The sequence below is a fragment of the Staphylococcus sp. MSU001 genome, assembly GCF_052976705.1.
The window spans coordinates 59,045-80,169 of sequence record NZ_JBRIKK010000002.1 but is presented as its reverse complement, the minus strand read 5'-3'; the positions used below and the strand labels follow the sequence as shown (position 1 = coordinate 80,169).

At 32.7% G+C, this 21,125-nt stretch carries 10 protein-coding genes and 2 pseudogenes; 1 reads left to right on the top strand and 11 read right to left on the bottom strand.

What is annotated here, in order from left to right; all coding sequences use genetic code 11:
• Window positions 1-124 precede the first annotated feature (124 nt).
• From ACVBFA_RS01585 to ACVBFA_RS01535, 11 genes and pseudogenes are all read right to left on the bottom strand, one after another.
• Entirely contained in the window at window positions 125-622 is a 498-nt protein-coding gene (locus tag ACVBFA_RS01585) for a MepB family protein (protein ID WP_002458085.1), read from the bottom strand.
• Between the two features lie 94 nt (window positions 623-716).
• A complete protein-coding gene (locus tag ACVBFA_RS01580; protein WP_126122199.1) occupies window positions 717-2,420 on the bottom strand; it encodes an ABC-ATPase domain-containing protein in 1,704 nt (567 codons plus the stop codon).
• A 154-nt stretch (window positions 2,421-2,574) separates the two neighbouring features.
• Complete coding sequence (gene glcP, locus ACVBFA_RS01575; protein WP_070592611.1) at window positions 2,575-3,915, bottom strand: glucose transporter GlcP; 1,341 nt, start codon at window positions 3,913-3,915, stop codon at window positions 2,575-2,577.
• A gap of 284 nt (window positions 3,916-4,199) precedes the next feature.
• Complete coding sequence (gene lip / locus ACVBFA_RS01570) at window positions 4,200-6,386, bottom strand: YSIRK-targeted triacylglycerol lipase (protein ID WP_237638906.1); 2,187 nt, start codon at window positions 6,384-6,386, stop codon at window positions 4,200-4,202.
• A 370-nt stretch (window positions 6,387-6,756) separates the two neighbouring features.
• Window positions 6,757-7,380, bottom strand: a complete 624-nt coding sequence (gene ausB / locus ACVBFA_RS01565) for an aureusimine biosynthesis 4'-phosphopantetheinyl transferase AusB (RefSeq protein ID WP_162160634.1) — start codon at window positions 7,378-7,380, stop codon at window positions 6,757-6,759.
• Window positions 7,381-7,389: 9 nt separating this feature from the next.
• Window positions 7,390-14,553 carry an aureusimine non-ribosomal peptide synthetase AusA gene (ausA, locus tag ACVBFA_RS01560; protein WP_447158765.1) on the bottom strand — a complete coding sequence of 2,388 codons (7,164 nt, stop codon included), beginning with the start codon at window positions 14,551-14,553 and terminating at the stop codon, window positions 7,390-7,392.
• 197 nt (window positions 14,554-14,750) lie between these two features.
• The gene (locus ACVBFA_RS01555) at window positions 14,751-15,992 is read right to left on the bottom strand and encodes an MDR family MFS transporter (protein WP_164539671.1); all 1,242 of its coding nucleotides are present in this window, start codon (window positions 15,990-15,992) and stop codon (window positions 14,751-14,753) included.
• 275 nt (window positions 15,993-16,267) lie between these two features.
• Window positions 16,268-16,474: pseudogene (locus tag ACVBFA_RS01550) on the bottom strand (single-stranded DNA-binding protein).
• Between the two features lie 38 nt (window positions 16,475-16,512).
• Window positions 16,513-17,931: an MDR family MFS transporter gene (locus tag ACVBFA_RS01545; protein ID WP_126122203.1), complete on the bottom strand. Its 1,419-nt coding sequence runs from the start codon at window positions 17,929-17,931 to the stop codon at window positions 16,513-16,515.
• 560 nt (window positions 17,932-18,491) lie between these two features.
• Window positions 18,492-18,738 (bottom strand): annotated as a pseudogene (locus ACVBFA_RS01540) (hypothetical protein).
• Window positions 18,739-18,813: 75 nt separating this feature from the next.
• The gene (locus ACVBFA_RS01535) at window positions 18,814-19,710 is read right to left on the bottom strand and encodes a LysR family transcriptional regulator (protein WP_126122204.1); all 897 of its coding nucleotides are present in this window, start codon (window positions 19,708-19,710) and stop codon (window positions 18,814-18,816) included.
• 137 nt (window positions 19,711-19,847) lie between these two features.
• Between ACVBFA_RS01535 and ACVBFA_RS01530 the strand changes: the two genes are divergently transcribed.
• Entirely contained in the window at window positions 19,848-21,038 is a 1,191-nt protein-coding gene (locus ACVBFA_RS01530; protein ID WP_126122205.1) for an MFS transporter, read from the top strand.
• Window positions 21,039-21,125: the final 87 nt, after the last annotated feature.

Here is a 21,125-nt window from a genome sequence, read left to right as displayed (position 1 = left end):
CCCTCAATATAAGCGATTAAAAAATGAGACTCATTCCAACTCATTAACAGTTATGTAATCAAGTCTACTAATAAAACAGTAATATTTACACATATCTGTTTGCGCACAGCTTTTGATTTTATAATCAATCTTCATTAAAATAAGCACGTTTAATACTTGGTACATCAATTGTTTGAGACATATCTATAAAGTATTGTTTTTGCCACGCTTGTGTCTTTTGAGCGACACGATTTAAATCTTTCTCCCAAGTAGGATACACTCGAAAAGCCATTTTCCCTTTAGATTCATGATGTCTTAAAATACCTTTATGAAAAAGTACATGTTTTGGAAAAATAAACTGACCTACTTGAGAATCATCTATCACGTGTACAATTAATTTCCCAGGAAATGATTCGTAGTCAAATGCACGATTTTTCTTTGTTTTATCTTTTTCCCAAAGCGATAAAAAATATCCTTTTTTCTTTGTTGTTTTTTTAGCTAACCTACTTTTAAATACGTAGTCATTAATATTAAAATTGTATGCCTCATAAGACTGATTCCATTGTTCATCTCTTATAATTAATGATTGTTGTAAATTCATTATCTTTATGATGTGATTCAACAATCGAACTGAAGACTTCATCTTCATACTCCCCTTTATTTTCAGTCTCAAAGTTCAACACATCGACGCAAACTCTGAGATACTTTTATAATAAATATTTAAAATGGGCATATATTTATTCCCTTTGCTTTATTTTTAAACTACGATATCGATTAAGTGTCGCAATAAACTCCTGCTTTCTAGGTAGCGCTAAATGACCAGGATGACCATGATGATTTGATATAACATCTAATCCGTGTTTCTCAATCCGTTGATACAAACAATTGGTCAATTCTACAATCGTACTTTTGTCATCTAGCAATTCATTTTTTACATAACTTAACATCATCGCTAAACCTTGTGTTTGACTGTCATCGACAAGTTGCTCTAAGCCAGAAATATGAATAGTTTCCTTACCATACGTTACTACATTCAATCCTTTAGCTTTAAAGCGATCACGTTTCCCTTTTTGATTAAAACTCGCTCTCAACGGAATTCTTGATGGAATGTGACCGAACTGATTGTGAGAAGAAACCTTTCTTTGATAACCGTCTGACTGCGCAATGTCTTTAGCATGTTGCGTAACATCTTTCAACACATATTCATCCATCATCAATACTTGATCTGCCACATCAAAATAATCTCCCGAACCTCCAACGATTAGAATAGTCGACACGTTATGGTCGTCATATAATGCTTTTACCTTATTAGAAAAGGGTGTAATCGGCTCTTTTTCGGGAGCAATTAAACGTTGCATACGACCATCACGAATCATGAAATTCGTTGCAGATGTATCTTCATCAATGAGTAACAATGACGCTTGTGATTCTAAAGCTTCCATGACATTTGCAGCTTGAGACGTACTACCACTCGCATTTTCAGTTGAAAAATGTGTAGTATCTTTTTCACCTGGCAAATGATCAATAAATGGCTGGATATTAACATTTTGAATACTTCTTCCGTCTTCAGCACGAATTTTCATTGCATCTTGATTTGTAATCACATATTCTCTACCATCACCGGCAATATGATTATATACACCTCGTTCTAACGCTTCAAGTAATGTTGATTTACCATGATAACCGCCTCCAACTATTAATGTAATGCCTTTGGGAATGCCCATACCCTTAATAACTTTGCCACTCGATAGTTTCATTACAATCTCATATTGTTTGGGACTTTTAAATTCAATAGCGTTATTCATAGGTAGATCTGAAACACCACTTTTTCTTGGTAAAATAGCACCATTTGCTACAAATGCAACAAGGTCACGTTTTACTAACTGTTGTCTAATCTCCTCTTGATCCATCATTAATTCAACTTGTTGTTGCAATTGTGAACCATTAATGTTGCGATAACATAAGGCATTTTCTACTATTTGGGGCAATACATTAATAAATGTATGTCTTGCTATTCTACCTAATATGGTACGTCCTCGTGCTGGTAATCCAACTTCAATACGTGCCTCAATTTGATGATTCTTAATTACTACTGCGGTACGCTCTAAGATTTCTTGGCCACAACTATCAATTTGAATTTTACTTACTTTTTTATCTTGGGCTACTATTGATTGAATCTGCTTATGAAACACGCGCGTTAAGTAATCACTCACAGCCCGTTGTTTCAGTTCAGAATTTAATAAAGAATCAGGAAATTTTGCTTGTTGGCGATCTATAACGACACTCATCTTAGATGGTGGCGCAAATGGATCAGCTTGAATATGGTCAATACGTAGTTTAAATAAATTAAATTCGTATAGGTCTTTTATTTGCTTATACGCACCGTACTTTTGACCGTCTAACGATGTTAAAATCTGTTCAAGTGCTTGGGCACTTTTCATATTTTCAACCTCCAACGTTCATATATTATTACTTTTATTCTTGTACTTATTATCAAGTGTACTAAACGTTGACATTCCTACAAAAATATTTGAACTAAAAAATACTCCAAATTTTCAACTATACATTGAAAATTTGAAGTACTTCTCATTGTAATTATTCAGTTCTTGCTCCTGTACGCTCACGTAATTCATATTCTATTTCTTCTAAACTACGTCCGCGTGTTTCTGGTAAGAATTTAATTACGAACATCATCGCTAACACGCCTATGAACGCAAAAATTAAGAATACCCATTCTGTACTTAATGCATCACTTAATATTGGGAAGAATAATGACACGATAAGCGTTCCGATATTTAGCACAAGCGCTGAAATACCAGTAGCAGCGCCACGTGCGCGCATCGGGAATAATTCAGGTAGCATAACCCATAGAACAGGTCCCCAAGAAATCCCGAAGAATACGATAAATAATGATAAACAAACAATAATAATCCACGCTGATGAAGCGATTCCAATTGTCCAAATTAAGATTGCCATAATTAATAATGAGGCAATCATACCAATATTACCACCAACAAGTAATTTTTTACGATCAATCTTATCTACTACAAAAATGGCAACTATTGTTACAAGAACATTAATAGTTCCTATACCAACTGAACCTAATATAGACGCCGCTTCACCCAGTCCAGCCTTAGCAAAGATTGAAGATGAATAGAAAATGACCGCATTGATACCAATAAATTGTTGGAAAATAGCAAATATACAACCTACAATTAATATTCTACCTAACCATGGTGATTTAATGACTGTCCATGTTGATTCAGAGATAGCGTTAATTTCTTTCATTTCTTTAAGTTCTTTATCAATTTCGCTATCGTCATAGGTAATTTTCATCACTTGACGAGCAGCTTCTTCGTTTCTATTTTCAAGTAACCATCTTGGACTCTCAGGCATAAAATAAATACCCACGAGTAAAATAACCGATGGAACAACTGCTAATCCAAGCATCCAACGCCAACCCTCAATATCCGCAAATGCATAGTTGACTAAATATGCTGCTAAAATACCAATTGTAATCATTAGTTGATTAAGTGAACCTAGTGAACCACGATATTCTGTCGGCGCCATTTCACTTAAATAAACAGGTACTGTAGACATCGAACCACCCACTGCTAAACCAATAATTAAACGTCCAATAATTAATAATGCTAAATTGGTTGATGCAGCAAGAATCAGTGCCCCAATAATAAATACAATAGCGATGAGCATTACTAGACGTCGACGACCTAATTTATCGGCAAGTGGGCCACTGCTTCCTGCACCGACTATTGCGCCAATTAACATTGAAGACACAACGATACCCTCAGTTGTACTATTGAGAGGTATGTCTTTATGTATAAATAATAAAGCACCGGAAATCACACCATTATCATAACCATATAATAAGCCACCAAGTGCTCCCAAAATAAAGATTAAATACTTATTTGCTTTCATTCGTATCATTCCTTTTTCTATAGCTAGACTAATTATAATGCCTATATGAAAGCGTTTCAACATAATTTTATTAACATTTACTTATGAATGGTTATGATTTGATATTCAAGTCAAGTATAAATAAATATCATCATATTGCTTAAATTATCTATATCAATAACTTCACTAATCATAGCAATTTAAATATAATCATTGATTCTAGAAATACATATATAAATAAAACACCCTATCCGCTCACAATTTCTATCGACCAGATAAGGTGCCTTTGATTTTTCTTTATTTAATTATTGTTTATCTGTCACTTTTTCATTACGTACCATATCTTCAAACATGTTGTCCCAGAAATCTTCTAATTCTTCTTTAGAGATACGAACTTCTGATGTATCTGTACCAACGAAGTCACCATGGTCCCAATTATGTTTAACTGGTGTCACTTGCCATACTCCTTTTTGAACTTGATCTGTCGCAGACGTATGCGCTTGGTTCAATGGATATTGCCCAGAGATGACAGACACAAGTCCATCATTTTCTCTCCACGCTTTGTCTTTTACTTTACCAATCGTATTTGCAGTTAATGTATAGCCTATGTTCATATTGACATCTGCTTTTTGAGTACCATTTGGACCTGGTCTTGTAGATTCACCCTGATATGTTTTGTAAACAATATTGGGGTTTAAAGATGTTTTTTGATTTAAGATATCTGTACCCTCAGTAGTTAAATCATAGAATCCATTATCTTTTGTTGTCCATAATTTACTTTGTTTCACACGTTGAATATATTGAACTAATGTTTCGTCTTCTCTTTTTTTAAGTCCCCATTGACTTAAACCAACATCAACATGAGATAATTTATTACCTTTTGACCTTGCATAGTCATATGCTACTTGTCTAATAATTTCTTCATTACCTAATAAATCTGCAGCATGGGTGCCATTATGTGGTGTGGCAATAGTAGTAATAGACGATATCATATTATCTTGCCCACCTTTATATAACGGAGAAATGTCACCACCATGTTGTTTTTGGTATTCTACCTCTTCTGGACTACCATGACGTAATAACTCTTCAAGATAACGAATTGTTTGACCACCCATACTATGGCCAATGAGATGAATTTTTTGACCAGGCTTCCAATCTTTATAAGCACCGGCGTATGTTTTTCCGTAACGCTCGTGTCCATATTTTGCAGCATGTGCCGCACCATAGTCTACGCGTCCACCTTTAATGTAATAGTACAATTCTACAGCTCTATCATAATTACTGCCAAATGCACTTACACTTGCTTCCATCACGTTATAACCTTTAGCTCTATAATCTTGAATAATTTTGAGACGGTCACCACCCCAATAATTACCTTTTCCAGTAATGGGACCAGTTCCTGATGCATAACCATTAAATCCATGTACAAGAATAATAGGATCGTGATTTTTATATTCTTTTTGTGATGCTACTTTATTTGTTTGATCCTTTAATTCTTTGGATGCCTCTGTTGTCGCAGTATTTCTTGTTGTTGCCTGAGAATTTTTAGTGAGTGCTTTGATCCCTTTTCTAGAATCATCTTTTTCATTTTCAGGAGATTCTTTTGTGGAAAGATCTTTGTCTATGTCATCCACTTTAAGTTCTTTATCTGATGATGTTGTTGACTTTTCTTGATTTAAACGTTCATCTCCACGATTATTTCGAGTAACACCTTCATCTTTTGCTGTTATATGTTGCTCTAAAACGTTCTCAGATGCAGTATCCTCATTCGATTGCGTTGCATCTTTATTGTATTGATGATCTAATTTTCCATCTATTCTTGAAGATTTTTGAGCCTTTTCGATGCTCGATTGTTGGAGGTTAATTTTTTCTTGAGATTTTTCTTGGTCTATATTTTGATTTTCCTGTTGAACATTTTTTACATCTTTACTTTGTAACTGCTTTTGCTCGTTTGTAATATCTTGTTCACGTGATTCTTTCATTTTTGTTTGTTCAGATGTTGTTTTATCATCTTGTTGGGGTTGTACTAGGCTTTTTGCATTTTCATTTTTTCTAGTTTCTTCTTTTTTTGCATTTATACCTTTCGTTGTATGTTCCGCAACTTTTTTAGGATTTTGTTGATCATTCTTTGTCATGGATGTCTGAGGTTGATTGGATTGATTATCAATTTGTTTGCTTTCATTAGATTTAACGTCAGTACTAGGTGTCTCATGATATGAGTAGTCATTGTTATGTATTGTTGGATTTTTATCAATTGTTTCTGAATGGTAATTTTTATTATCTTTATTCTCAGGTTGTTGAATTTCTTGATCTTTGTGTTGCAGCTCAATAGAATGTGATGCACTTACTTCTGATTGTTCTTGATTTTCAAGTTGATTGGATTCAGCAGCATGTACTGAGCCTCCGCCAATAAATAACATCGATGCAACAATGATTGAAGACGCACCAACACTTAACTTTCGAATGCTATATGAATTCTTTTTATTTTTCATGTTTAAAGCACCTCTATCTTTTTTATATCATTTATAACCGTGACTTAAATGAAAAGATTAATAATTTCGCGCGGGATAATTTCTAAAATTCTTTGAATCCAGGCTTTCATCAATAAACTCCTCTCTCTTAGCTGAATAATTTAACAATTTATGAGAACAACACCAATTTTACACAATGAATATTAATCTATTATTAATTTCTTTTTACAACTATATAAACAACAATAAAATATGTACTTAAATTTAAACTTTTAAATACACACATATGCACTATCTCGATAGCAATTAGTCAATCGAACAACCTTTAAAGTTTAAAAAGACACTCAAACGATTTTCATATCGCTTAAGCGTCTTTTATAAATTTACACCATTATAATAATTGTGTGAGCGGCACCACTTCAAAGTTCAAACTATGTTTACTCATATGACATATTTGAATGAGCATTTTAAAATAATCCACTGAGGTAAATTGGACCTGTTTTTTTAAAAATCTTAAATTTTGTGTCACATCATAGCGGTCTAAACCATTCACTAATCCCTCACCAATGAGTTTTGTATAACTTTCTTTCTTAGTCCAAATTTCATAAAAATCTTTAAGTGTAGTCACTTGGTTAAATTCATTTGTTGTAAAATTCTTCGCCAAATATTTATAATCTAAGTCTTTCATTTCTTCGATATCAATACCAATAGGCTGATTATCTATTATACAAACGAGATAAGGATAACTATACGAAAGACTCACGTATATATGACAAGAAGTTCGTATCTCAACTTTACCCATAGTTGTGATGTGATACCCCCATTCTTTAGGAGTTAATCCAGCACATTGTTCAATAGCATACTGAATCAATACATCACCTAATTGGTGCATAAGTCGATCCTTTAAAAATTTATAGTGCATTCGTTCTGGCTTTTTCAACTGACGAGAACTTCTATTCAAAAGCAATTCTACTTCCTCTAAAGTTTCTGTCATCTTAGTAATATACAAATACATGATTCACCTCTAGTTGGCATCAAATTTTTCAAACAATAAGTGGTACCATTGTTGCAACCATTGGTAAGAAAGATGTGGCCATTCACCTTGTAATTCTTTCATTACTGTTTGAGTCATATTTGAATCTGTCACACCTGAAATTTGATTATCTCCATTACTATTAAGACCAATCAATTCATGCATACCTAATTCATGTAATTTCTGTTCAAACTCACTATCACTTACTACAGTCATTTCTGACCCTTTGGCATTGTCAATTACTTGTTTCATAGTTATTGAACGTGGTGCGTATACATGATAAATAATAGGTATTGCATTGGATCTTGCTAATTTAATAATATGGCGCGCTGTGACATCTATAAATGAAAATTCAACTTTAGCTTTCGATATACTTTCTCCTATAAACGGCATTTTTAATAAATCATGCATGACAATACTAAAACGATTAGTTGTTAAATTTTTCATATTTAATGGTCCGGTAGAAGCACTTGTCAGATTTCCTAATCTTATAATCTGAGCTGCTAGACCTTCATTAACCGCTTCTAACACTTTAATCTCGCTATAAAACTTACTTTTAGTGTATGGTGATGTAAATAACTGGCCTTTATATAGATCTTTTTCAGAAAATGAAATATCGTCTTGATGTGCTTTAAACACCGTACCTACACTTATCGTTGATATATAGATTAATTTCGCTTTTTTATCCTTAGCTAAATCAATTAATGATTGTGTACTTCTTACATTTACATCAAAAAATGTTTCATCATCACCAAAATGATCTGTACGTGCTCCGGCATGAATAATTGTATCAATGGCTGAATCGATAATGAGGTGATCAAGTTCTGATAAATCAGCTAAAACAATATCAATATGCTTCATTAATTTATCCACATGAGACATATCAAAATAACAATTTAAATTATTTTCCAAGTTAGTCTTAGCTTGATTGATATCATGACCTCTGACAATACATGTAATTTGATCAGCATTATCTTGCATTTCATCAATTAAATATGCGCCTAGGAACCCCGTTGCACCAGTTAGCAATACATGACCTAAAGATGATTGCGCTAGGTTTTGTGGTTTTAGTTGATATCGTCGTTCAACTAATGATTGTAATTGTGGTAGATGATCTGGTAATACTACTTCTGGTAGTGCTTGGCGTGTTTCTGTGTGATTAGCTATATAACGAACAGTTTTAAATTGATATACATCTTGCATTGTAATGTGTATGCCATTTGATTTTAGTTTTGATACTACCACCATTGCATCTAGTGATGTACCACCCATTTCAAAGAAGTCATCATCTATACTCATAGATGATACGTCCAACACTCCGCTAACGATTTGTGCTATTTCTCGTTCGATATTATTACGTGGTGCAGCAAATTTATTTTTGTGTACATTAGGTACAGGTAATTTTGACTCATCCACCTTATCATTTCCTGTTAATGGTATTTCGCTAATAGCTGTTAATGTCTTAGGAATCATGTATTTAGGCAAATATTGATTTAAATGTTGTGAAATATGATTTTCGTCTTCTTGACTTCCAACATAATAAGCATGTAGCACTTCACGATCACTTTGTTTAGCTAAAATAACAACGCTATCTGTCACAGTATCCACTGAATTAATGATATTTTCAATTTCACCTAGTTCAATGCGATAGCCATATACTTTAACTTGCTTGTCTATTCTACCAAGAAATTCAATTTGTCCATCTGGCATCAATCGTGCTAAATCACCACTTCGATAAAGTTGTCCTGGACCAAACGGGTTTTCAATAAATTTTTCCGCCGATAGTTCGGGTCTGTTTAAATATCCTGAAGTTAAACTTTCTCCTGCAATACATAATTCACCTGGAATACCAACGCCACATAGTTTACCGCCTGACATAATAAAAATATCAACATTAGCTAACGGTTTCCCAATCGGAATAGTCGATGGTATGGCGTCACCTTTTTTGTATATCCAACAAGATGCGATAACCGTATTTTCAGAAGGACCATATGCATTAACATACATATCACAATGCTTAGAGATATGCTGCACAAATGCTGGCGTACTTGTCGCACCTCCTGTAATTACTTTAGGAATGTAAAAATGATGCATCACATTATATACCTGTAGTGGAATAGATGCGATGGTGATATTTTCTTGTGAAATTAACTTTTCTAATAAATCTGTATTGGTCCGCTCAACTGATGTTGCAATGACAAGTGGATATCCATTTAATAAACTACAGTAGAAATCAGTTGCCGAAGCATCGAACACATAATTAGCGTACTGCAGATAGACTTCATCATCGGATAAATTGAGTCTTTTTGTCCAAGCACACACTAAATTTAATATATTACGTTGTTTCACTGATACTGCTTTAGGCTTTCCTGTTGTTCCAGATGTATAAATATGATACAAATCATCTTCCAAATTCCCTGCATATTCAATATTTAACCTTTTATTATTTTCAGTGTTATCAATATCTTCGATTTTAATTACTGGTATATGTGAGGATATTGTTTTTCCATATGTGACAACTGCTGCGACTTCAGCGTCTTTAATAATAAATTCAATCCGTTTATCGGGATAAGTGACGTCAATAGGTACATAAGAACCTCCAACTTTTAATACAGCAATCATACTAGCAACCATTTCAAAACTTCGTTCAGTTAAAAGGGCTACACGTTCCCATTTTTGAATGCCATTATGTATCAATGTTTGAGCTATACTATTAGAATAATCATCAAGTTCTTGATACGTCATCGATTGTCCATTCATTTTAAGTGCTACATCATCTGCTTTCGCTTTCATGACATCATGTAAAAGTTGCTGTATTGACTTATTTTTTGGCAAGTCTAAAGAACAATCATTCACATACTTGTCCAACCAAATTAATAAGTCATCATTTTCATCAATATCTTGAATTTTTAGGTTTTCGGTAGATATTACATGTTTAATAATCATTTGAAGTTGTTCAGCAATATGATGAATGGTCTCTTGTTTATATAAATCTGTATTATATTCAATATTAACAACATAGCCATCTTGATCTTCTTCAATAATAAATGACATATCAAATTTAGCTGTTGTTGACTGAGGTGGAATATGTGTCAGTTGACTATGTCCAAAATTCGCATGATTTGTTTCATTATTTTGAAGTACGAGCATCACATCAAATAACGGATTATGTGAAGCATCTCTTTCATCAACAAGATCATTGACTAAGCTTTCAAAAGGATATTCTTGATGTTCATATGCCCCTAGACACATCTCTTTCATCTCAGCCATCAATTGATCCCATGTCTTTTGATCATGTGGTCGACCACGATATACAAGTGTATTAGCAAACATACCTAACATATTTTCAGTATCGCGATGCGTACGCGCACTGATTACACTACCAATAGCGATATCGTCCTGACGTGTATATTTGTGCAATAATACCATGATTGCACTAGCAAAGAACATAAAGTCTGTCACTTGATGTTGTTCTATATAAGATTTCAATTGCTGTTTGATTTGACGATTGTAATGAAATGACAACATATTACCGTTGGTTGTTTTAATACTTGGTCTAGGATAATCCGTAGGCATGTTTAATATTGGAACCTGATTTTCAAATTGTTGTAACCAAAAGCGACGTTGTTTAGATAAATCTCTATGCACCATCCACTCACTATAATCTTTATACTGAAGCTTAAGTTCAGGTAATGATTTATCTTGATATAAAGCGTTCAAATCAGATAGTAAAATCGTGTTACTCATACCATCATTAATACTATGATGAGTATCCATAAATAAATAATCTTGTTGTGATCCATGTATATATTTAACTCGCATCTGACTTGGTTGTTCTAAATCAAACGGTTCCATAAATGATTGAATAATATCTTGCTCGTTCGTTAGAGATGTCGTTACCTCTTCAAAATCAGGTAAAACATGTGTTGCAATACGTTGTTTAACTTCATTGTCATCAATTACATATTGTGTTCGTAATATTTCATGACGTTCAATTAACTTAGATAATGCACGTTGCAATTGCATAACATTGAGTTCAGAAGATAATCTCCATAAGAATGGAATGTTATACACTGTGTCTTTAGGATTGACCTTCCATAATAGATACATACTTTTTTGAGACGCACTTAAATCATATTGATCCGATTCATTTGCTTTGGGAATCACATCATAGACATCATTTTGCAGTTCTTCAATTTGTTGTCCTAGTTGCTCTACAGTAGGAGATTTCATTAAATCACCTACTTTAAGACGTTTTTTCAACCTTTCTTCAATACTGTTTACAACTAATGTTGCTCTAAGAGAGTGTCCACCTAGTTCAAAGAAATTATCTTTAATACCTACCTGATCAATATGTAAAATCTCTTCGAAAATACGGCAAACAGTGCGTTCAATATCGTTACGAGGTTCTACATAATTTCTATTATTCTTTAGATTAATTTCAGGTAATGCACGCACATCTAATTTCCCATTCATCGTGATAGGTATACGATCCACCTTCATAAAATGCACAGGTATCATATATTCAGGTAATGTTCCACTTAAAATATCTTTTAATTGACCTGTTGATTTTAATTGCGATGCTTCATAATATGCCACTATTTGTTTATCTTGGTCTTGTTCCCGAACGATGACTACAGCTTTATTAATATCACGTATAGCTTCTAATGCTTTTTCAATTTCTGATAATTCTATTCTAAATCCACGTATTTTAACTTGCTTATCGATACGACTAATATAATCAATATTGCCATCTTCTTGAAGACGAACTAAATCACCGCTACGATAAAGCATTTCATTATTAAAAGGTGACTGAATAAAACGTTCAGCAGTAAGTTTAGGTTGATTTAAATAACCTTTTGCTAAACCTGCACCAGCAATGCACAATTCACCTGGAACACCTACACCACAAATACGTTCACCTTGCATGACATAAACTGTCGTTCCACTAATAGGTAAACCAATAGGTATACGTGAAGGCATCTCTTGTGGAATCGCAAAAGTTGTAGTAAATGTTGTATTCTCTGTCGGTCCATAACCATTGATTATTTGAGGATGACACTCACGTGAATTTAATAAGTGAACCCACTTAGCATTTAACACTTCCCCACCGATAAGCAAATAAGTTAAAGATTCTAATGCTTCGATACGTTCGCTGGCAATTTGATTAAATAAAGATGACGTTAACCACATCGTGTTGACTTTATTTTCAGTAATAGCTTGATCTAACAATTGAGGATTTAACAATGTATCTTTAGATGTAATGACTAACCGTCCACCATTCAATAATGGACCATATATTTCAAAGGTTGCTGCATCAAAAGCTACTGTTCCTGATAATAAGACGGCTGTATTTTCGTTTAATTCGACATAATTTGGATTGTGTACTAAGCGATCAATACCTCTATGTGGCACCAGTGTCCCTTTAGGTTTACCAGTCGTTCCTGATGTATAGATGACATAAGCGATATCTTCTGAACAATTAATGCCTCTCGGGTTATCAATCTCTTGTTCTCTTGAACCAACTATAAATTCTATATCAATTTGAGGTAAATCTGATTGAAATGATGTACGATATGTTAAAATCGCTTTAGGTTTTGCGTCCTCAACAATATATTTCATTCTTTCTTCAGGATAATCTGGATCAATTGGTATATAGCCTGCACCAGCTTTCAAGATGCCTAACATTCCAATAATCATCTCTAAGCTGCGTTCTGCTATTAACGCCACCATATCATTAGGTTCAATCTGATTATTTAAACGCAATTTATATGCTAAAAGATTCGCACATTGATTTAATTGATGATATGTCATCGATTGTTGTTCATATTGCAACGCAATACTATCTGGATGTTGGTGCACTTGACGTTCGAATCTTTCAACCACGGTTTTATAAGTGACCTCACTATAATTGATGTCATTGTTTTGAAAATTGATGTCGTTATATTTAGCTAAATCTGATTGATCACTGAGTTTTATATCTTTAATTAATAATGATGGATTTTGTGTAATTTGCATATAAATCCCATTAATTAATTTGACTAACGTATGTACAGTTAAATCATCATAAACGTTGTCATTATAAACTATATCAAAACCACCCTGTACATGAGGATAAAACTCTAAATCCGCTAATGATGATGCTTCATTGTATAGACGATGTATATGATGACATATATGATTAAGCTCAAATTGTTCTTGTACTTTTTCAATATGAATCATCGTTTCTACATCTGTTTGTACTGCTTTAGGTTGAACAACAAAAGACGCACCACACATTTGAAGCTCTTCAAGTAGTGCGGAACACTCATCCACCATATCTTTTACGGCGTCACTTTGACTAATACTTAAATTAAGTGGGGCAATGTCTGTGTTTAAAACCATCATATTCTCAGTATTTTTATTATCTGTCGAAAAATGGATGCCTAACGTCACATCAGAAGACTGACTTATAAAATGATGCGCTAAGTAAATACTTACAATCCACACATCAATGTCTAAAGATGGTAGTTCTGTATGCAAAGAACACATTTTTTTCTTTTCACATGTATTCTTAACAGGTATGTAAGCGTAATTATCACCGCCTGCATTCAATACGTTGAAGTGCTTTGATGGACACTCAGCTTGATTTTGATCCATCTTTTGGTTCATTTCTTTGATCCAATTATAAAAATCCGAGATACTATATTCACTTTTTAAAGAGTGGGTATAAGCGATATTTAATTGTTGCAAAAATGGAGTTAATTGACTTTCATTAAAAATAGTAGCGTGGAAATCTAAAAGTAGATAGGCTTCATCTAGAAATTGATAAATCTTAAAATTAAACAGAGGTAATTGATTGAAATGGTAGGAATTTAAATTACGTGTAAAGAATGCTTCTAAATCTATGCTTTGCGACATTTCATTAACTTCTTGAATTTCAATAAATGGAAAAAAATCTCTTAAATTTATCTTGAGTTGATTAAAATCATCTGTCACAAACTGTGTGCGCAACACAGGTTGATTTTGAACGACATCTAATAATGCATACATTAATCTATGTAACTCAATGTCGCGACTTAACTTTACCCAATATGTCACCCTGTGTTCTGAACTTGATTGATTTAAATGTTTAAAATAAAAGTACTTTTGAAAATATAGTGCTTCAATATTCATTAGAGTCCTTCTTTCATATTCATTCCCAAAATAACTCATAAACAACATACATCATATTTTCTAGCCATGATTTATATTAGTATACTCTCACTATAGAAAACAATTAGGAATATGAAAATTAACAAAATCTTAATAAATATAGTTTTTTTAAAATTACGAGCAATTTGGTACGAATTATACATTTCTAATTTAAAAAATTATTGTGAATTTGCATTATTAAAACGACTCACTGCAATGTAAAGTGACATGCCACCTAGCAGTAATAAAACAAACATATAAATCCCCATCTCCATTGAAGTTAAAAACACACCTAATATAATTCCAAATCTTGCAAGTAATTCAGCTAGGTTAAATCCTAAAGCATGCACTGCTGAATATGTCCCTCTCTTATGAGAAGGAACCATTTTAAAACGATTTTCTTCAAGAATTGGAGAATATACCATTTCACCTATCGTCGCTATAATCATAAATATGATAAGTAACGTAAAATCATTAAGATAAGTGAGGTTCGAATATCCAATCACATAAAAAATAATTCCAATCAATAGTGCTGTTTTAACATCCATTTTCATAACAATTTTTGAAATAAAATAGGTGAAAATGATAACAATAGTTGTATTCGTCATTAATAGAAGTGAATACATTTTAACGCCATTGATATGTAACGAAAACAATATCATCGGATCAAACTCTTGTTTTAAACGTACTGAAATGTATGATGATACAGATAACTCACCCATCGTTAAAATGCTAAATCCTATAATTAGAAGTAGATATGTTGTATCTTTAAATGCTGGTTTATAACTTTTTAATATTTGACCCACGGAGAATTGTTGCTCATTAGCATGATGTGTGTACGACTGATTCACTTGATTTAAATCTTTAGGCAACCATATGAAAAGTGCTATAAAAACCATAATGTAAATGGCAAATGCGATTAAAAACAACATAGATTTATGTGCTCCGTACATCAATCCACCTATGAGCGCACCAAGAGCAACAGCAATATTCGTCAGCCAATAACTTATCTTATAAATATATTGTTCAACTTCAGGTGTAATCGCATCCATAATAATCGTGTCCATTATAGGTTGCTGCATGCCTATTGTGATACTAAATATTGCGTAAGCGATGCAAAATAAAATGATCATATATGCTTGTTCAGAGATTGTAATCGCCATAATCACAAGCATCAAACTTAATATCGATTGATAACTTAGTGTTAATGTCTTTTTAGGTAATCGTTCAATAATATGACCTGATATTATTGATATGGGAAAATTTATCATAACTAGCGCAAATAAGAATAGCCCTGCAAAATGTTGATTGACCATATCTGTTAAATACAACGCAATAAATGGTAAAAATGCCGTGACTATAATATTTTGAAAAAAATCGCATATTAATCGGACTTTTAAAGTTGTACTTAATTGCTTCACATTCATCCTTCTTTCTCTGTTAAAACATATAATACTTTTTAAACCTTTAAAGAAAGTGATTAACCTCATATAAATTAAATGCAATTCAATTTTACATCACACATAATATATATAGTCTTTTTTATATTTAAATGCAAGTTTCATATTAAGTAAATTGATTTAAAAGTTGTTTCAATTTCTCATTAATCGATTTCATTTTAAATAAAAATATTTCATCGGTATATTTAAGTGGTGGATGGGGGCTTGAATTTAGAAATTATGATGGAAGTCATTTTTTATTTAACAACCGTTAGTCCGTTTGAATTTCCACTAAAAAGCTGAATAATAAGACATATATTCATAATGTCTTCATTGTCTCACTCTCTAAGCGTCGATACCCAAATTGCTTTGTCTATTGAAATACACTCTGTTAATGCCCAGAAGTTCACCGCTGTCTTTACATTATAAAAAACCTGGAACATCAATTTGTGTCCCAGGTTCATCCCATAATTCAGTCTCTCTTATACAGTTTTTTGAATAATTAATGATTTTTTTCTTCTTTTATGAATAACGCTAAGATAAATCCAATAATGATTAATACTGTAGTAAAAATAAATGCAACATCTATACCATGTACTGTTGCTTCTTGTGTTAGTTTCATTTTTGACATTGTCGAGTGTGAAGCTGTATACTGTTTTGCCACTATTGATAAAATTGTCACACTAATCGCTGTACCCATAGCACCTGCAATGATGCGTAAGGAATTCATAATTGCTGTACCATGTGAGACATCATCTGACTCAAGTGCATTCAGTCCAACTGTATTAAGAGGCATCACTAATAATCCTAATGCGATCATCCGTATAGTATAAACGAGAATCACAAACCAGTATGGTGTTCCTGTAGTAAGGAACGAATATAAGAATGTCATACTAATGAGTAAGATAAAACCAGGTATCACAAGCACTTTAATACCATGTTTATCAAAAATTTTTCCTGTATAAACCATCGTTAATCCATTAATGACCGCGCCTGGAAGTACGACAACCCCCGATAATAATGCGGATTGACCTAAACCTGTTTGAATATAAATAGGTATGAGTAACGCAGGACTTACCATTGTAATATATACTAGCATTGAAGAAACAGCTGAAAGTGTGAACACTTTATTTTTAAACACACGCATATTTAACAATGGATGTTTTAATTTAAGCTGACGCGTTGTAAAAATTATGATAATGGCTATACCGAGAACAAATGTCACAATGACAGGTAGAGAGGTGATACCAAACGTACTCACGCTACTAAATGCGAATAATATCAGACCAAAACCAAAAGTGGAATAAACTACAGAAATTTTATCAAGAATAATATCTTTTGTTTTTGTATTATTTTCTACGAAGAAGAAACCTAAAATAAAAGCCACAGCAGCAATTGCTGAAACAAGATAAAAAGGCATTCTCCAACTAAATAAATCTACGAATAATCCAGTTAACGTTGGACCAATTGCAGGCGCACTTTGTACAACCACACCTGCCAATCCCATCGCAAACCCACGTTGTTCAGCAGGAAACAGTGTAAATACTGTAAACTGCATCAAAGGCAAAAGAATGCCGGCACCAATCGCTTGGATAATACGAGATATCATTAAAATTGTAAACGTAGGTGAAAATGCCGCTACAATAGATCCTATAAGAAAAATAGCCATTGAGAAAATATATAGATGACGTGTCGAATATTTATCCATTAAAAAGGCAGTGAGTGGAATCATAATACCGTTAACAAGCATAAATCCCGTAATTAACCATTGTGCTGTTGTTTCTGTGATGTTCAGTCCTTTGATGATTGCTGGTAGTGCAGTGTTTAAAATAGTTTGATTGAGCATAGACACAAAAGCACTAATGAGCATTACCGTAACGATAGCATTACGTTTAGAAGTCGTCATCGAAATGTTAGACATAGAATGGTACTCCTTTCAAAATGAAGTTGCAGACACCAAACTTAAGATTGTGTGGAAGACTATTACAGAAACAATTGGTAGGTATAACATGAATGGTAGTCTTACTTGAACATTAACAAGAATTATTACTACATTGTGAAATATATCCTAGAAGTCTTATATAAGTACTTAACTGTATAAAATGATTAAAAATTAACAGAAGTAAAATAAAATTCGTATCGAATACGATGAACTACGCTTTTCAATAGATTGAGTTAAACCTTGTTATAATAACATTTTAGTTCTATCATCATATGTGAATACATAAAAATACCCGAGACGTTTGATGATGTCTCGGATATTAATCATATATTACTATTTTATATATCTACATTCCTTTTCAAGTCCCAACTTACTAGCGTCATCATTTACACAACACTACATAATAACAAAACGCTTTTCGTTAAACTTAATCCTCTCGTTGTTGTTCATGATATTCAACTTTATTTATATGATATAAAACCTGAAAATTTCTCAACAACTGCTATGTCATAATCATCTTGAGGGATTACTAACTTCCTTTATTTATCCTTTTGTGCTCTCTGCCATTCCTCAGCCAAGAATAATAGAGCCACAATACCTATAATAATAACGCCAATCAGTTTCATATGTATAATATCGGCTTGATACATATAGACAAGACTTGCAATTACCCCAACAGGTACAATAAAGCCTAAATATTTTATTTCCCGTACGCGATAAAAAGTAATGAATAGCAAGCAAAACAGCGTATATAATGACTGGTAATATGTTCTGTAGATGAATCATAAAATTGTATCCCTCCATAAACATTCATTGAATTGTCTTGCGCATCTATTGTCTATCTTAACGTATTTAAAATGGTTATTCATTCTTCTTTAAATAGTGAATGAATTCTAATACTATTTGTTGTTTTGACTTTTCTTTATTTACAATCGCTATAAAATTTACTACATAATCAAATGGTTTACCTAGGGTTACTGACTCTATGAGTTCATTATCTAAAAACGGTTCCTTTTCAAGCATTAACGCTGAAACGATACCTACACCTAAACCTTCAGCAACTGTTCGCATAAGAACAATTGGATTAGTGGTTTTAAAAATAATCTTCAGTGGATGGTGCGTTTCTTCAAATTTCTTCAAGTGATGTTGGTAAAACTCACGATCATATAGTACAAAAGGATATTGTTGAATTTCTTCCAAATTAACATATTCTTTGAAAGTTAATTTAGACTTTTTAGGAACAATCAATCTAAAATGAGAGGTTAAGTTAAGTGAGTGTTGTGATATTTGACTATCTTCATCCTCTCGTTCTGTAACACCTATCAGACCAATATCAATGTCACCATGATTAACCAACATTTTTATTCTATCTTTATCAGCTTCAATGACTTCAACATCAACATTAGGATGGTTATCTTTAAATTGAGATAAAGCTCTGGGTAGTATTTTATGAAAGAGAGTTGGAATCGTACCAACTCTAAGTGTCCCTTTAATATTTGTCCTCATCATAGCTATTTCTGATAATAGTGCATCTTTAGACTCCAGTATTTCTAATATAAACGGTATTAAACGGTTTCCTGCTTCTGTTAAAGTAGTTCCTTTTCTAGAACGTGAAAATAATTTATATCCTAATTCTTTTTCTAAATTAGTGAGAGATTGACTCATTGCAGATTGGCTAATATGTATGCTTTCACTCGCTTGAATCATTGATTCCAATTCATATAGCTTTTTTACGTATGCTAACTGTTCAAAGTTCATAATTCTCTCCTTCTTATATAAGCTTTACTTATATTATATTAATTAATTCTAATTATACATTAGTATACCCGATATATATAATAGATGTTATGACAACATTAAGTACGTAGAATTTCATTATATTGAGGAGGAATAGCATGTCGAATCAATCAACGAATAACGGTTTGTGGACAAAAGACTTTATATCTATTACTTTCATTAACTTATTCATGTATTTAATTCATTACATGTTGGTCGTAACGATCACTGAATATACTATTGATAAATATCATGCCTCTGAAAGTATAGGTGGATTAGCAGCAGGTATATTTATTATTGGTATGCTAGCTGGACGTTTAGGTTCTGGTAGAATTATAGATCACTTACAACCTAAAAAGGTCTTACTTTACGGCGTCATCTTTTCAATTATTGCGATAGCATTATACTTCACTATCACAAGCTTATGGATTCTTATGTTGATTCGATTTATTCATGGTATAGCCTTTGGATTCTCATCAACGGCAACAGGAACCATTTCATCTCGAATCATCCCAGAGAATCGAAAAGGTGAAGGTATTGGTTATTATGGATTAAGTGTAACACTTGCTTCTGCTATTGGCCCTTTTATTGGATTAGTATTTAATAACCATTTAGGGTTTAAATCTATCTTTGCTATCAGTCTATTAAGTATTCTTATAGCATTTGTATTAAGTATTTTTATTAAAAAACTACCCGTACTCAATAATAATATCGAAGCTAAAGATCAACCAAGTGGTATACACGCTTACCTACAAAAAGAAGCACTACCTATTTCTTTGGTGGTCATTTTAATTGGTGTCGCTTATTCTAGTGTCTTATCATTTTTATCTATTTACTCTGAAAAAATCAATCTCGTTACTACATCAAGTTTCTTCTTCATTGTCTTTGCGATTGTTACGTTTATCACACGCCCATTTACAGGTAAAATTTATGACAATTATGGTGAAAACAAAGTAATGTATCCAGTTTTACTGAGCTTTACATTTGGACTTATTATTCTCGGCTTTACTCATACAAGCATGATTTTACTTATTGCAGCTGCATTCATCGGCTTTGGTTATGGCACTATCGTACCTACTGCTCAAGCAATTGCAATTCAACAATCACCTGCAAATAAAATGGGCTTAGCAACGTCAACATTCTATATCTTTGCAGATTTCGGTGCAGGTATGGGGCCATTTATTTTAGGTATCATCATACCATTTATTGGTTATCGTCATTTATATATGGCAATGGGGATGCTTGTTATCATAGCACTTATTCTGTATTACTACGTTCACGGTAGAATGCACAAAAATCCATTCAATTAATGAGAATATTGAAATTAATCCAAACAATTTATAATTAAAACACCGTATAAATTTATTAAATAGCCACTTAGAGTTAAAAGTTAAAAT

What these genes read in the sequence shown, in the direction of transcription:
- ACVBFA_RS01585 (WP_002458085.1), bottom strand. Translation starts at nt 622, where the DNA reads ATGAAGTCTTCAGTTCGATTGTTGAATCACATCATAAAGATAATGAAT.
- ACVBFA_RS01580 (WP_126122199.1), bottom strand. Translation starts at nt 2,420, where the DNA reads ATGAAAAGTGCCCAAGCACTTGAACAGATTTTAACATCGTTAGACGGT.
- glcP (WP_070592611.1), bottom strand. Translation starts at nt 3,915, where the DNA reads ATGAAAGCAAATAAGTATTTAATCTTTATTTTGGGAGCACTTGGTGGC.
- lip (WP_237638906.1), bottom strand. Translation starts at nt 6,386, where the DNA reads ATGAAAAATAAAAAGAATTCATATAGCATTCGAAAGTTAAGTGTTGGT.
- ausB (WP_162160634.1), bottom strand. Translation starts at nt 7,380, where the DNA reads ATGTATTTGTATATTACTAAGATGACAGAAACTTTAGAGGAAGTAGAA.
- ausA (WP_447158765.1), bottom strand. Translation starts at nt 14,553, where the DNA reads ATGAATATTGAAGCACTATATTTTCAAAAGTACTTTTATTTTAAACAT.
- ACVBFA_RS01545 (WP_126122203.1), bottom strand. Translation starts at nt 17,931, where the DNA reads ATGTCTAACATTTCGATGACGACTTCTAAACGTAATGCTATCGTTACG.
- ACVBFA_RS01535 (WP_126122204.1), bottom strand. Translation starts at nt 19,710, where the DNA reads ATGAACTTTGAACAGTTAGCATACGTAAAAAAGCTATATGAATTGGAA.
- ACVBFA_RS01530 (WP_126122205.1), top strand. Translation starts at nt 19,848, where the DNA reads ATGTCGAATCAATCAACGAATAACGGTTTGTGGACAAAAGACTTTATA.